The sequence below is a fragment of the Bacillus sp. FSL K6-3459 genome (assembly GCF_038003305.1).
Classification (GTDB): domain Bacteria; phylum Bacillota; class Bacilli; order Bacillales; family Bacillaceae; genus Bacillus; species Bacillus pumilus_O.
On the sequence record NZ_JBBOOW010000001.1, the window covers coordinates 1,090,012 to 1,104,765 of the forward strand.

Here is a 14,754-nt window from a genome sequence, read left to right on the forward strand (position 1 = left end):
GCAGCGATGAGTGTACAAGATGAATTGAAAAAAGCGGTGAATCCTGCTGCTTGGAAAAAGGCAAATCAGCGAATGGTGGCAAAAATGCTGTCTGAATACATGTATGAGGATATGCTTCATCCCGTGCAGCTAGATCATAAGGATGGCATTGCTCAGTATGAATTAATCATTCACGAACAAAAGAAATATCGTTATCTTGCAAAACCTCGTTTGTTTGATAGTTTTGATACAATCGCTGAATCAATCGAGTGCTGTCAAGATGGAAAATGGTCAAAGGATGTCAGTGCAATCGTGTTTTTACTAGATATTCAGCCGCTCATTCCAATGGCTTCTGAGACAACAGGACATCTCATAAAAGAGCTTCATCACACCCTGTTAGCAGATGTCCATTTGCTGTCGAAAAAAGCCCTTCGTGCGGACGAACTGACAGATACTGATTATGCATGGATTGAAGGAGAAATGACAGGGCATCCTTGGATTGTATATAACAAAGGACGTATTGGGTTCAGTTATGATGACTATCTAGCCTATGCACCTGAAAGGCAAGAAAGTGTGCAGCTGTCTTGGATTGCTGTTCACCGAGATCTTGCCACATTCCATGCAGTCGATCATGAAAACTATGATCAGGTGATCGCCAAAGAGTTAGATGAAGTCACGATCCGTCAATTTCATCGCGTGCTAAAGGATGAAGGATTGAATGAAGCTGATTATTATTTGATGCCTGTTCATAAATGGCAGTGGACACATATGATTATTCAGCATTTCCCAGAAGATTTGGCGTTGCGCCGGATTGTGTATGTAGGGGAGGGACTGGATCAATATATCCCGCAGCAGTCGATCAGAACCTTTACGAACATCTCAAATAAAGGCAAGCATCATATTAAACTGCCAATGAGTATTTTAAATACGCTTGTGTACCGCGGACTTCCATCAGAACGGACAGTCATTGCCCCTCGCATTACAGCGCATATTAAAGGGATTGCAGATCAAGATTCATTTTTATCTGATGTCTGCCGCGTGATATTACCTGGTGAGAATGCAAGTATCAATGTTGATCATCCTTACTATAGCAAGCTGCCTGGTGCGCCGTATCAATATCTTGAGATGCTCGGTGTGATTTTTAGAGAGAGTATTTACTCGTACTTAGATGAAGGAGAGAACCCTGTTACACTTGCGGCACTCACTTATGAGGATCATGAAGGTGAGCCCTATGTGAAACAGCTGATTGAAAAATCAGGTCTCTCAGCAAAAGAGTGGATGGCGAAATTTTTCCATGTGGTCATGCCGCCGCTACTCCACTTTATGTATCAATACGGCACCGTCTTTTCACCGCACGGACAAAATACGATTCTTGTGTTAAAAGATCATCAGCCTCATCGTTTGGCGATCAAAGATTTCGTTGACGATGTAAACATTAGCGATCAGCCGCTGCCTGAATTGGCTTCTCTAGGAGACGATTTAAAAGAAGTGCTGCGGAGTGAACCGCCAGAAGGTTTAGTGCAGTTTATCTTTACAGGTTTGTTTATTTGTAACCTGCGTTACGTATCAAATGTGCTAGACAATCATCAGCTGTTAGATGAAGCAACACTTTGGCGCTTGCTTGCCGAAGAAATACAGCAGTATCAAAAGCAATTCCCGCAGCTGAAAGACCGTTTTGAACTATTTGATCTCTTCCAGCCGAAGCTGACAAAGCTGTGCTTAAATCGTAATCGAATGATTGATTATGGGTATGGAGATGGAGATGACCGCCCGCATGCATCGGAGCATGGAAAGGTTACAAATGCACTTGCGCATGTTCGTTCACCCGTCTGGGAGAAGTAATAGAAAAGCTGTAGACTTCAAGTGTCTACAGCTTTTTATATTTTATGAAAATGCTTGAGATGCGAGGAAATAAAGAAGTTCAGGATCGTTCAGCTTTTCTTTCCCGCGAATCATCATATAATGCGCTTTGTTTGTTTTCGTAAAACCTGCTTCAACAAGTGATTCATGGAGGCGCTCGGCTGTTTCCTCCTGCATATCTAAACGAATCGGACCCGAATAAGACGAAATAAGCGAACGGATCAGCGAGAGGGCTGTAAGTTCATCATTTGCAGCAAGCGGTCCAATCATTAAATTAGCAGGTGTTTCAACACCAAATGCAAAGCCAGTTATTTCGTGATGTTCATTCTTTGCAATGATACGCTGCGCTGCTCGGTTCATCCGGTTTTTTAGAAAGCTTGAACGATTTGTGCCTGCGCCTTTTTCATCTAATGCTTCAATACACGGAAGGTGCGATTCATCGGCAGAAGACAGGTGAATGTCATCTGACACACGAAGCGTCTCTGGGGTTGTTTTTTGCGCTTTGTAAGTCGTAATATAACCTGCCGTGTGAAACCCGATTTTTTCGTAAACTGGCCGTCCTTGGACAGTAGCGGTTAAGACGACAGGAATGCTTTGATCACATTGATCTAGCAGGGTGTCAATCATTTTTCTTGCAAGACCTAAGCCGCGATGTGTCCTAGATACAATGACGGCACCAATTGACGCCATTCGATCATACTGGAAAAGTCCTGCACACGAGATGACTTGTCCATCCACTGTTGAAAAACCTGTGAAATATCCATTTGTTAAAAGAGATTTGAGCTCTTCCGCATTGTAATCAGGCCAGTCCACCTCTTGAGACAAGGCGATAAGATCTGGTATGTCATCGAGAGTTAATGCTCGTTGAACAACGTTTGTCATGACACGCAACTCCTTCTTAGCTGAATTCATCTATGTGTATCGTATCATAAGAAGGATGAGACAAAGAGATAAAATCAAGATCATTTTAGCCCTTTGTCAACAATCTGAAGGAAAAGGGTTTCCCCTTTCTCATTTAGTAGATTAATAATTAAGGTCACGATTGTATTCATATTTTGGAGGTCCTACATTAATGAACATTAAAATATCGAGCTTCAGGATGAGAAACGACGATCGCTGAAACAGAGGCTTCAGGTTCCATCATGAATCCTTCTGTCAAATGGATGCCGATTTTCTGAGGCTGAAGCAGCTTGAACAGCTTTTCTTGGTCTTCAAGATTCGGACAAGCTGGATAACCAAAGGAATAGCGCTGCCCTTGATACTTCGCTTGGAATCGTTTTTCCATTGTGAAATCGACTGGGTCAGGGAAGCCCCATTTGTCACGAATCACTTGGTGGGTTCTTTCGGCTAATCCTTCTGCAAGCTCAAGCGCAAGAGCTTGAACTGCATGCATTTTTAAATAATCTCCTTCTTGCTTAAATTGCTGCGCGACTTCACGTATACGCGCTCCTGCTGTGACGGCAAATAAGGCAATATAATCTTTCTCCTTTTCACCACTTCCCCGCACATAATCAGAAATGGACCGGTATGGAAGCTTCTCTTGTCTTGGAAATTGGAACGTTTCGATGATACGGTCAGGCACTTCGGGATCATAAATATGCAGATCATTTCCGTTAGAGCCGGCAGGATAAAATTGATAGACAAATGCAGGGGCAAACCAGTTCTTCTCTCTGCCTTCATTTAGAAGATCTGTGACAAGCTGCTTTAATTCCAATGCTTTTGGATGCTGTTCGGCCAAGAGCTTTTTCACCTTTCCTTTTAATCCAAGGTGGTGACCAATGAGCATTTGTTCATTCACATAAGGCATAATGTGGTGCAGGTCGATATCCTTTACATAATGACGTGCCGTATTTTCCGGCGTAAAAATAGGTGCCTCAGGGAGCGCCGCACGTTTTTCTAGTAATTCAATGACAGCTTGTGGCTGCTTTGTTTCTTTCTCTTTGACAGGTGCCACAGGCTCTTCATCGGTCTTTATTTGAAATTGAAGAGGATTTGCTTTTAACTCATTGGCTAAAGATAAGCCGTCCATCGCATCTTTGGCATAAAGGACCGGTCCGTCATAATGAGGCGAAATCTTCATTTTCGTAAATTTTCGAGAAAGTGCAGCGCCACCGACTAAAATGGGCACGGAAATATTCGCTTTATGTAAATCTTGAGCGGTGAGAACCATTTGCTGGGCTGACTTCACAAGTAAGCCTGATAATCCAATCATATCAGGCTTTTCCTTTTGCACAGCTTCGATCAATGTTTGTGGTGTCACCTTTATCCCGAGATCGACCACTTGAAAGCCGTTGTTGCTCAAAATGATGTCGACAAGGTTTTTCCCAATATCATGGACATCTCCTTTTACAGTGGCAAGTAGAATTTTACCTTTTCCGCTTGCATTCCCCTTTTCCATATATTGTTCAAGATACGATACAGAAGCCTTCATAACCTCTGCCGATTGAAGCACTTCTGCCACAATCAGTTCGTTTTGATTAAAGAGACGTCCAACCTCAGCCATTCCCTGCATTAACGGACCATTGATGATATGAAGTGGTGATTCAAATTGCTCTAGAGCAAGGGATAAATCATCGATAAGACCTTCTTTTGTTCCTTCGATGACGTAGAGTGCGAGCCTTTCATTAAGTGATAGGGAGACCTTTGGTTTTTTCTCCGTTTTCTTTTTGCCACGGTAAAATTGGGTGAATTCAGCAAGGGTTTGATCATTTGTTTCATAAAGCAACGTTTCAGCGAGCTTGATTTCTTCCTTTGGAATAGAAGCGAAGCGTTCAAGTTTTTCTGTATTGACGATGGCGTAGTCAAGTCCTGCTTGGACGCAGTGATACAAGTAGACGGCATTCAAGATTTCTCTCCCAAGAGGCGGGAGTCCAAAAGACACGTTGCTGATACCTAAAATCGTCAAGCACTCAGGTAGTTTCTCCTTGATCATTTTGATGCCTTTGATCGTTTCTTCGGCAGCGCCAATGTACTGCTCGTCTCCAGTGCCTACTGGAAAGACAAGTGGATCAAAAATGATGTCACTTGCGGGAATGCCATATTTCTTCGTTAATAGATCATGAGAGCGTACCGCAATCTCGAGCTTTCGTTCTGCAGTTACGGCCATCCCAGTTTCATCGATCGTGCCGACAACAAGTGCACCGCCGTACAGCTTCACAAGAGGAAGAATTTCTTCAAAGCGTTCTTCGCCATCTTCAAGGTTAATGGAATTAATGATGGCTTTTCCTTGCGAATAGGTGAGCGCCTTTTCGATCACGTGTTTATCCGTTGAATCAATGACAAAAGGGGCTTTCACTTTTTTCATGGCCTCTTGTAAAAAACCTTCCATGTCAGCTATTTCGTCTCGATCTGGGTCAGCGAGACACACATCAATCACATGAGCGCCGTTTTTTACCTGTGCACGAGCAATTTCTGATGCTTCTTCAAACTTTTGTTCCGCAATGAGTCGTTTGAATTTGCGTGAACCAATCACGTTGGTCCGTTCTCCTACAAAAAGAGGCTGCATTGATTCTTCATATATCAGAGGCTCAATTCCTGATACGGTATGTTGAGACGATTCATGTGCGATATGACGCGGCTGAATCGTGCGTACTTCATCTGACAATGCCTGTATATGTGCAGGTGTTGTTCCGCAGCAGCCGCCAACAATATTTAACCAGCCTTCTTTGGCAAAGGCGGAAATCTTTTTAGCAAGTGAAGCAGGGGATTCATGATATTGACCTTCTTCATCTGGGAGACCAGCATTTGGATAGCAGCTAACCGCTGATTTGGCGATGGAGGATAGGGTGCGGATATGGTCTGTCATGAATTCAGGACCCGTCGCACAGTTCAGGCCGACACTCATCGGTTTCATATGCTCAAGAGAGATATAAAAGGCTTCAATATCCTGACCAGCAAGGGTCGTGCCCATTGGTTCAATCGTACCTGATACCATGAGAGGCAACTCAATACCTGTCTGCTGGAAGGCTTTCTGAATGCCTTTGAAACCAGCTTTTACATTGAGCATGTCTTGGCTTGTTTCTAAAAGAAGGGCATCGCATTTGCCATCAATCAGGGCACGGGCTTGCTCTTCATAGTTTCTGACGAGCTCATCGAAGGTTGTGCCGCCTGTCACAGATAATGTTTTCGTAGTCGGACCCATCGCACCTACAACAAATCGAGGCTGCTCGGGCGTGGAGAAACGGTCAGCTTCATCCTTTGCCAGTTGCGCAGCCCGTACATTGAGTTCATAGGTAAGGTGGCCAAGCCCGTATTCGTCAAGGACGAGCTTTGTAGCCCCGAACGTATTCGTTTCAATGAGATCGGCGCTTGCTTCAAGGTATTCTTTATGAATCGTGCGGATGATGTGAGGGGCTGTTATGTTCAAATACTCGTTACAGCCCTCATACTCTTCGCCGCCAAAGTCTTCTGCTGTGAGATTGGCATTTTGAATCATGGTCCCCATTGCACCATCAAGGACGAGGATGCGTTTCTCAAGCTGTTCAGTGATAGTTGACATGGATGTTTGACTCCTTTTCTTTCTGATGAATGTAAGTGGTTAGTTCTGCTGTTAAGTCTGATCGAAGGAAAGGGGTAATTAAATAAATGCCGTTAAACAATTCGCAGGCTGTATCTAATAAAGAGCGGGCAATCGCTAAGCCTTCTGCTCGCTGCTTTTCTTTATCTTCGCCGGCCCTCGCCATAATGTCACGAATGGAATCAGATAATTTGATGCCCGGAATTTCATGGTGAATAAACTCCGCATTTCGGCTGCTTGTTAATGGCATAATGCCAATATAAATCGGTTTATCTAAATGACGGCTCTCCTCATGAATTTTCACAAGCTGTTCCTCAGAATATACAGGCTGTGAAATAAAATAATCAGCGCCGTATTCGATTTTTTTCTCAAGACGTTTAACCGCCTTATCAATGTGACGAACATTCGGGTTAAACGCGCCAGCTACTGAAAAGTTGGTCTTTTTGCCAAGCGGCTTCCCTGAGAAAGAAAGGCCTTCGTTGAACTGCTTGATCAGGCGGATTAAATCAAAGGAGGTTAAATCATAAACTGACGTTGCCCCTGGGAAATCCCCAATTTTAGAAGGATCGCCTGTAATGGCTAAAATATCAGTTAAACCAAGGGTGTCAAGACCCATCAAATGAGACTGAAGCCCAATCAAATTACGATCACGGCACGTGATATGAACGAGTGAACGCATATCAAGCTGCTGTTTCAATAATGCCCCGCAAGCCACATTGCTAATGCGCGGTGTTGCAAGAGAATTATCAGCTAATGTCAAGGCATCAATGCCTGCATTCTTTAATTCTTTTGCCGCGACGAGAAATTTTTCGAAGTTCAGCTTCTTCGGTGGGTCAAGCTCTACAATGATCGTCCGTTTTGTCGTAGCGAACTCATCAAGTCCTGGTTCAGTCCGCTGATCTTGAATCGAAATGATTTCTTCTTTTAATACTTTCACTTCTTTTTCAGTGATCGGGGCTAAATCCTTGACCGCTTCAGCCATTGCGTGAATATGTTGAGGCGTTGTTCCGCAGCACCCACCGATAATACGTGCACCTTGATTTCTAAATTCAAGTGCACTTTTTCGAAAATAATCGTTATCTGTATCATAGACGAGTCTGCCTTCTTCAAGAGAGGGAAGACTGCTGTTAGGATAGACTGATAAGTGAGAATTTTCTAAAATCGGAACGCCTTCGAGTGCCTGAATCATATGATAAGGGCCTAGCCTGCAGTTGATGCCAACGACGTCTGCGCCAAGAGAGGACAATTCAGATAAACCATCCCTAAGCGGTGTTCCATCCTGTAACACGCCTTGTTCATGCATGGAGACGTTCATGACAATGGGGAGCGTCGTTTCTTTGCGTGCAATTTGAAGAACGGCCTTCGCTTCTTCCATGTCATAATACGTTTCTAGCAATATTCCATCGGGTTCTTCATTTAATAGGATGTATAGCTGCTCTCTAAAGCTTCGTTTAATTTCTTCAATCGTGTAGGCATTTTTGTTAAACGTTCGAATGCCACCGATCGTTCCAAGGACATAAGCAGAACCTGCAGCTGCTTTTGCAATTTGTACCGCCTTTGTATTGATACGCTTTGTTTCTTCCTCTAAGCCGTAGCGGGATAGTTTAATATAATTTGCGCCGTACGTATTTGTTTGAATGATGTCCGCACCAGCCTGCACATATGCTTCGTGCACGCGCTTTACTTCATCTTCTTTCGATAAATTTAATTCTTCAAAGCAGCGGTCAATGCCGTAAGAGTATAAAAGTGTTCCCATTGCACCGTCAGCAATCAGTACGCGGTTTTGTAAGTCTTGTAATAGGCCCATTGGTTTCCTCCTTATTTCTATGTAACAAAAAAAGCCTTCTGATAAGAAGAAGACTTTTTGGCTGTATCGTAATTCTTCTTCTTATCTTCCAAGCAGTTGCTTGCTGGATTTAGCACCTTGGTCATAGAAAATAGATTTCTACTACACCGGTTGCTGAGGCTTCACAGGGCCAGTCCCTCTGCCTCTCTTGATAAGAAAGCGATATGAACATGTCAATGAATTGAACTTCCATCCACTGTATCGAAAAAATCGGAAATAATCAATGGAAAATTTGAAATTTATCGAAAATTTATAAATTGAACGTCAATCGGTAAATCTGCCTTGCGCATAAGAGAAATCACTTCTTGTAAATCATCTTTATTTTTTCCTGTTACACGCACTTGATCATCTTGAAATTGTGACTTCACTTTGATGCCGGATTGCTTAATAAGTGCATTGATCTTTTTGGCGTTGTCTTGGTCAATTCCGCTGATCAGCTTCGCGCGCTGGCGTACGGTGCCGCCAAGGGCATGTTCGGTTTTTCCGTAGTCGATGTTTTTAGTTGGAACATTTCGTTTGATCAGCTTTGTCACAAGGACATCTTTTAGCTGCTCCAGCTTGAAGTCATCATCAGAGATGAGCACGAGCTCTTCTTTTTCAAGAGAAATATCACTTTTGCTTCCTTTAAAATCATAACGATTTTTAATTTCCTTTAGTGCTGCTTGAACGGCGTTTTGAACCTCAGGCAGTTCAACCTTCGATACAATGTCAAATGAGCTTTCTTTTGCCATAACACATGACCTCCATGTATAGATATTGCGTCTATTTTATCATGCAACGTGGAGAAGAAGAAACTTTATCGAAGAGACGAGTCAAAGAGTTCTGCTGGCAGCGGTATAAATCGTGTCCGGTTTGTCCACTTTAGCTAACAGAACTAGAGATGTTCATGTGAGGAGAAGTATAGTAGAATAAAGTGAATCAAAAGATGAACGAACGCTCTTGTACGAGCAGATAGGAAGGAAGAGAACATGAGACCAGGTGAGCAACTGACCTTGCAAATAGAGAACGAGATGGAATACGGCTACTTTTTGACAGATGGTGAAGATTCGGTCCTCTTGCACCGTAGTGAAATGACAGAAGATATTGATGACCAAGATGAAGTAGAGGTCTACTTATACGTAGATCATGAAGAAAGGCTAGCTGCAACGATGAAAATACCGACTATCAATGCGCATACATATGGCTGGGTAGAAGTCGTAGACGTCGTAGAAGACATGGGTGCATTTGTGGATGTTGGCTTGTCAAAGGATGCACTTGTCGCAACAGAACATCTCCCGCCTTTTGAGGAAGCATGGCCGAAAAAAGGGGACAAACTTTACTGTATGCTGAAAGTCACAAGCTACGGCAGAATGTTTGCAAAGCCAGCCACTGAAGATGTGATCAGTGACTTGTTTACTGAGGCACCCGAAACCTTAATGAACAAAGAAATCACTGGCACGATTTATCGCTTAATTGCGACAGGCTCGTTTATGCTGACAGATACAGGCGTGCGAGGGTTTATCCACCGTACGGAACGAAAGGAAGAACCAAGATTAGGATCGACCGTGACAGGACGCGTCATTGCAGTGAAAGAGGATGGAACTGTGAACGTGTCTCTGCTTCCTAGAAAACAGGAAGCCCTATCTGTCGATGCAGAAGAAATCTTAACTTATATGAGAACGAGAAATGGTGCGATGCCTTATGGAGATAAAAGCGATCCAGAAGACATCCGCGAACGATTCCAAATGAGCAAGGCAGCCTTTAAACGGGCATTAGGTCATTTGATGAAAAACGGCCTAATCTACCAAAAAGAGGGCTGGACATACGAGAAAAAATGAGCAGCGTGAAAGAGAACCCTAACCTTATGGGTTTTCATATGACAATGAAATAAAGAAAAAAGGGATAAAATCATCATGGTTTTATCCCTTTTTTTATATTTGTTATAAATATTGGTTTTTTTCAGTGAAAAAAGTCATGAAAAACCTTCACATAGCCATTGAAACAACGCCTCTCAAATCCGATAAGAAAGGAGTAAGGAAGATAAAAGGAGTGTGTGTTTGGATGAAAGTGAAAATTTCATTACTTCTGTTGGTAGCCATGCTTATGGTGCTAGCCGCATGTAGCAATCAACAAGGGAAACCACCAGCATCAAATGCGAAGCATATTGGCGTTATGCTCACAGATGATGGTCTTGGTGATCAATCATTTAACGATTCTTCATTTAAAGGATTAGAAAAAGCACGTGATGACCTAGGAATTGAATTTGATTATAGAGAAATTGCAGAAACCGATACATATGAAAAAGGGCTGACCGAGCTCGTAAAAGCTGGCAATGACCTCGTCATCGGGGTAGGCTTTAGTATGCAAGAAGACTTAGAAAAAGTCGCAAAGAAATATCCGAAGAAGCAGTTCTTGCTCATTGATGCCGTATCTGAGCTGAAAAACGTGACCTCCGTGACGTTTAAAGAAGAGCAGGGTAGCTATGTAGCAGGCGCGCTTGCTGCCATGACAACAAAAAGTGATGTCATTGGATTTGTTGGCGGTGTCGATGCGGATGTCATTCATCGTTTTGAAAAAGGGTTCCAAAAAGGCGCCAAATCAGTGAATCCGAAAATCAAGATTTTATCGACCTATGCCAATACGTTTAGTGATGCGGGCAAAGGCAGTAAAATAGCTAAAGACATGATCAAAAAGAAAGCAGACGTTTTATATGCTGCAGCAGGCTATACAGGTGTTGGTGTATTAAAAGAAGCACAATCAGAAGGCAAGTATGCCATTGGTGTCGATAGCGATCAATACTACACTGCTGAAAAAGCGGTGATTTCGTCCATGGTGAAAAAAGTCGATGAAGTAGTCTATCAATTCAGCGAACAGCTCGTCAAGAGCAATCAAATTCAAAATGGGCATGTTATTTACGATTTAAGCAATGACGGAATCGATATGGCAAGAATTCGGGTGCTGAAGAATGCTGAAACATTGACCAAAAAAGTTAATGAACTGAAGCAGAAATTGCTAAAAGAAGAGGGGGATGCATCATGAGCTTGCGCATCAAAATTTTACTCAACTCACTCATCTCACTTCTTTTAGCAGTTGGCGTCATCGCCTTTATCATTGTCAGTATGACAAAGATCCAATCTTCAAATGAAACAGAAGTTCAAACCTTATTAAACGTTCAAAAAACAAAAGCAAGCTTTGAAAGTGTTGAACAAGCCATGACCAATTACTCAATGACACTTTCTGATGAACAGCTAGAAGTTGTTCAAACCGATATTTCTACAGCAAAAAAACAGCTGCAAACGTTAAACAAAAACGCAGGTAATATCAACAAAGCTGCATTAACAAGGTTAAATGCAAAATATGATACGTGGACCAAGGAAGCGAATGGTGCCATTGGTGAAAAAAATGCATCAGATGCAAGACGGGTCGCTGCAAGAATTGATGGCGTCTTAAACGACGTGCATACAATGAATAAAAGAGCAGAAGAAGCGTATAAACAAAATCTAGAGAATACAGCGGATAATGTGCAATGGATCATCACAAGTGCACTCGTCGCAGCCCTCACACTGATTGTCATTGCTGTCTTTTTAAATATTGGATTAACAAGATCCATCGTGACACCGATTAAATCACTTTCCTACCGAGCGAAGCAGATCGCAGAAGGCAACCTTGCTGTCGAGCGAATGGACATTCAGCGTAAGGATGAAATTGGCGGCTTGAATGAATCCTTTAATCAAATGACAGATCAACTGATTAGTTTGATTAAAGAAATCAGTCATGTCTCAAGTCAAGTAGAGACATTCTCGATCCAGTTAGATGATGAAAATAAAAAGCTGATGGAATCTGCAAATCAAGTATCTGTCTCGACAGACGAAATGGCGAATGGGTCACAAGCCATTTCAGAGGATCTCCAGCATGGCGTCAGTTTGATTGAAAAGATGGATCAGCATGGACGTAAAAATTCCGAACGTTCACAAACCGTCATCCAAAGTACAGAGGATGCGATAGAAGCAGTGGATAGTGGAAAGCACACGTTAACAGTAACCAAAACGGCAATTGAAAAAAACACACATGCCACAAGACAAATCGAGCAGTCGGCAGGAGAATTCACGCAATATGCCAGCGAGATATCGGCTATGGCCAAAACAGTTTCTGACATTGCGGATCAGACAAACTTACTTTCGCTAAATGCGGCGATTGAAGCGGCAAGAGCAGGTGAGGCTGGAAAAGGCTTTGCCGTTGTAGCAGATGAAATTCGTAAACTTGCCGACGAATCATCTACCGCTACAAGACAAATCTTTGATATGGTCAGTCATATTGAAAAAGGCATTCAATCCATTAGTCAAACTGTCAAAGAAGGAGTCGAGCTTTCACTTCAGCAGCAGGATGCGATGGACAAAACCTCACACTCCTTTGAAGATATAGAATTAAAAGCACAGCACATTAAACAAGAAATGGCGGTCTTAAACGACCAAATTGTTCAATCGACAGAGCTTGGCGGACAAGTACTCAACTCAATTGAAAATATTAGTGCGGTTGTAGAAGAAACAGCAGCCGGCAGTGAAGAAATTTCTGCCTCTGCCAATGAACAGCTGCAATCATTCCATCAAATGAACAAACAGGTAGAAGAACTCATGAGCATGACGGCAAGGTTAAATGAAACCGTCCACCGTTTTAAACTTTCATAAATGATAAGAAAAGCACCCTTCCCGATGTGTCAGGGAAGGGTGCTTTTTTATGGTTTGCCTGTAAAAAAGATGGCAAGTGTGCCTGGACCTGAATGGGACCCAACAGCTGCGCCGACCATCTGAATATCAATTTCTTTTGGATGAAATTCGGCTTCAATCAATTGTCTCATGTCTTCTGCAAGTGCAGGATCATCACCATGACTAATGCCAACTGTTTGATTTGACCAATCCGTTCCACGTTCTTTCATCAGTTCAATAATGCGTTTCAACAGCTTTTTACGTCCGCGGATTTTCTCAAGGGGGATGAGCTTTCCATCCTCAACGTGTAAAATGGGCTTAATACTTAATAAACCACCAACAAATGCGGACGCTTTACTGATTCTTCCGCCTCTTGCTAAATACGATAAATCGTCTACAGTAAAAATATGTTGTAAAGATTCGCAAAAATGCTTTACAGACGTTTCAATTTCTTGTATTGTATTTCCGTCAATGGCAAGTGATTGAGCGTGTTTGACAGCAAGCCCATAGCCGAGTGAAGCACATTTAGAATCAATGATTCGCAAATCAAAATCAGGGTATTCTTCATTCACTTCGTTTGCCATCATCACAGCCGTTTGGTATGTACCGGAAAGCTCTGATGAAAAGGCAACATAGATTGCAGATGTATGGTTTTGTGCAAGAGAAACAAAGGCTTCTTTTATTCGGTTTGGCGAAGCTTGTGACGTTTTTGGGCTGGCACCTTGTCTCATTGCATCAAATACTTGTTTTGGTTCAATAGTGATCAAATCTTCAAATTCCTCTTCGCCAAGCAATACACGGAGCGGAATGAGCGTCATGTTATGTTCATCGTAATAAGAAAGAGGCAGATCAGCAGCACTGTCTGCTATGATATGAACAGTCATCAAAATCCCTTCTTTCTAAAAAAATCAGCCAAATTTTGCAACTTTTTAGCCTAACTATATCACAGAAATCATTTTTTCGTGTTCAAATTCTAAATTTTAGGGAAAACCATAGAGAGAATGGTAAGTGGAGGAATGACAATATGTTCATCGGAGAAGCAAAAAAGCTCATTGTCGTCGTCATTGGTGCACTGCTCAATGCGATTGGACTGAATTTATTCTTAATCCCAGCTGATGTATACGCGAGCGGGTTTACAGGGGTAGCCCAGCTGATATCCAGCTTAATGGATCAATATGCGCCATTTTACGTATCCACAGGGATTCTATTATTTATTTTAAATATTCCAGTCGGCATTTTAGGCTGGATGAAAGTGGGTCGTTCCTTTACGTTTTACAGCATCATCAGTGTGGCACTGACGACCATTTTCCTCGGCATCTTACCAGAAACGAGTGTGTCACATGATATTTTACTAAATGCTGTGTTTGGCGGCGTGATATCCGCAGTAGGGATTGGGATCACGCTCAAATACGGGGCATCGACAGGCGGACTCGACATCGTTGCTATGGTTTTAGCAAAATGGAAGGATAAACCAGTCGGTACGTATTTCTTCATTTTAAATGGTATCATTATTTTTACAGCAGGATTATTACAAGGTTGGGAGAAAGCATTATATACCCTTGTCACATTATATGTGACCACAAGGGTCATTGATGCCATCCATACAAGACATGAGAAGCTGACTGCGATGATTGTGACGAAGAAGGCTGATGAAATCAAGGAAGCCATTTATGGAAAAATGGTCAGAGGCATTACGACTGTACCTGCAAAGGGAGCTTTTACCAACGAGCCAAAAGAAATGATGGTGATCGTCATTACAAGGTATGAGCTGTATGAACTTGAACAAATTATTAAAGAAGTCGATCCAAAAGCCTTTACAAATATTGTGCAAACAACTAATATTCTTGGATTTTTCAGACGAGATTAAAAGG

Annotated in this window: 10 protein-coding genes and 1 riboswitch; of the genes, 5 read left to right on the forward strand and 5 right to left on the reverse strand. The window is 42.4% G+C overall.

The window, feature by feature from the left end; genetic code table 11:
- Positions 1-6: 6 nt before the first annotated feature.
- Positions 7-1,821, forward strand: a complete 1,815-nt coding sequence (locus tag MHI35_RS05280) for an IucA/IucC family protein (protein WP_335348903.1) — start codon at positions 7-9, stop codon at positions 1,819-1,821.
- Between the two features lie 42 nt (positions 1,822-1,863).
- Here MHI35_RS05280 and MHI35_RS05285 read toward each other — a convergent pair whose 3' ends face one another.
- The 4 genes from MHI35_RS05285 to MHI35_RS05300 all read right to left on the reverse strand — a co-directional run bounded on the left by MHI35_RS05285 (position 1,864) and on the right by MHI35_RS05300 (position 8,932).
- Positions 1,864-2,721 carry a GNAT family N-acetyltransferase gene (locus MHI35_RS05285; protein ID WP_335348902.1) on the reverse strand — a complete coding sequence of 286 codons (858 nt, stop codon included), beginning with the start codon at positions 2,719-2,721 and terminating at the stop codon, positions 1,864-1,866.
- 187 nt (positions 2,722-2,908) lie between these two features.
- The gene (gene metH / locus MHI35_RS05290; RefSeq protein WP_335348901.1) at positions 2,909-6,337 is read right to left on the reverse strand and encodes a methionine synthase; all 3,429 of its coding nucleotides are present in this window, start codon (positions 6,335-6,337) and stop codon (positions 2,909-2,911) included.
- Positions 6,321-8,162: a bifunctional homocysteine S-methyltransferase/methylenetetrahydrofolate reductase gene (locus MHI35_RS05295; protein WP_335348900.1), complete on the reverse strand. Its 1,842-nt coding sequence runs from the start codon at positions 8,160-8,162 to the stop codon at positions 6,321-6,323. The genes metH and MHI35_RS05295 overlap by 17 nt, the downstream gene beginning before the upstream one ends.
- Before the next feature lie 78 nt (positions 8,163-8,240).
- Positions 8,241-8,359: riboswitch (SAM riboswitch) on the reverse strand.
- A gap of 81 nt (positions 8,360-8,440) precedes the next feature.
- A complete protein-coding gene (locus MHI35_RS05300) occupies positions 8,441-8,932 on the reverse strand; it encodes a YajQ family cyclic di-GMP-binding protein (protein WP_012009527.1) in 492 nt (163 codons plus the stop codon).
- A gap of 237 nt (positions 8,933-9,169) precedes the next feature.
- Here MHI35_RS05300 and MHI35_RS05305 point away from each other — a divergent pair, with 237 nt between their 5' ends.
- The 3 genes from MHI35_RS05305 (at position 9,170) to MHI35_RS05315 (ending at position 12,865) form a co-directional block, all read left to right on the forward strand.
- Positions 9,170-10,018, forward strand: coding sequence for a CvfB family protein (locus tag MHI35_RS05305; protein WP_335348899.1), 849 nt, complete (start codon positions 9,170-9,172; stop codon positions 10,016-10,018).
- A 223-nt stretch (positions 10,019-10,241) separates the two neighbouring features.
- Positions 10,242-11,219: a BMP family lipoprotein gene (locus MHI35_RS05310; protein ID WP_335348898.1), complete on the forward strand. Its 978-nt coding sequence runs from the start codon at positions 10,242-10,244 to the stop codon at positions 11,217-11,219.
- Positions 11,216-12,865, forward strand: coding sequence for a methyl-accepting chemotaxis protein (locus MHI35_RS05315; RefSeq protein WP_335348897.1), 1,650 nt, complete (start codon positions 11,216-11,218; stop codon positions 12,863-12,865). The genes MHI35_RS05310 and MHI35_RS05315 overlap by 4 nt, the downstream gene beginning before the upstream one ends.
- Before the next feature lie 47 nt (positions 12,866-12,912).
- Here the strand turns inward: MHI35_RS05315 and MHI35_RS05320 are convergent, their stop codons facing one another.
- The gene (locus tag MHI35_RS05320; protein ID WP_335348896.1) at positions 12,913-13,767 is read right to left on the reverse strand and encodes a DegV family protein; all 855 of its coding nucleotides are present in this window, start codon (positions 13,765-13,767) and stop codon (positions 12,913-12,915) included.
- 140 nt (positions 13,768-13,907) lie between these two features.
- Between MHI35_RS05320 and MHI35_RS05325 the strand changes: the two genes are divergently transcribed.
- Positions 13,908-14,750, forward strand: coding sequence for a YitT family protein (locus MHI35_RS05325; RefSeq protein WP_335348895.1), 843 nt, complete (start codon positions 13,908-13,910; stop codon positions 14,748-14,750).
- Positions 14,751-14,754 lie beyond the last annotated feature (4 nt).

Excerpts from the sequence above, each read along its gene's own strand:
- MHI35_RS05280 (WP_335348903.1), top strand. The coding sequence starts at position 7 with ATGAGTGTACAAGATGAATTGAAAAAAGCGGTGAATCCTGCTGCTTGG.
- MHI35_RS05285 (WP_335348902.1), bottom strand. The coding sequence starts at position 2,721 with ATGACAAACGTTGTTCAACGAGCATTAACTCTCGATGACATACCAGAT.
- metH (WP_335348901.1), bottom strand. The coding sequence starts at position 6,337 with ATGTCAACTATCACTGAACAGCTTGAGAAACGCATCCTCGTCCTTGAT.
- MHI35_RS05295 (WP_335348900.1), bottom strand. The coding sequence starts at position 8,162 with ATGGGCCTATTACAAGACTTACAAAACCGCGTACTGATTGCTGACGGT.
- MHI35_RS05300 (WP_012009527.1), bottom strand. The coding sequence starts at position 8,932 with ATGGCAAAAGAAAGCTCATTTGACATTGTATCGAAGGTTGAACTGCCT.
- MHI35_RS05305 (WP_335348899.1), top strand. The coding sequence starts at position 9,170 with ATGAGACCAGGTGAGCAACTGACCTTGCAAATAGAGAACGAGATGGAA.
- MHI35_RS05310 (WP_335348898.1), top strand. The coding sequence starts at position 10,242 with ATGAAAGTGAAAATTTCATTACTTCTGTTGGTAGCCATGCTTATGGTG.
- MHI35_RS05315 (WP_335348897.1), top strand. The coding sequence starts at position 11,216 with ATGAGCTTGCGCATCAAAATTTTACTCAACTCACTCATCTCACTTCTT.
- MHI35_RS05320 (WP_335348896.1), bottom strand. The coding sequence starts at position 13,767 with ATGACTGTTCATATCATAGCAGACAGTGCTGCTGATCTGCCTCTTTCT.
- MHI35_RS05325 (WP_335348895.1), top strand. The coding sequence starts at position 13,908 with ATGTTCATCGGAGAAGCAAAAAAGCTCATTGTCGTCGTCATTGGTGCA.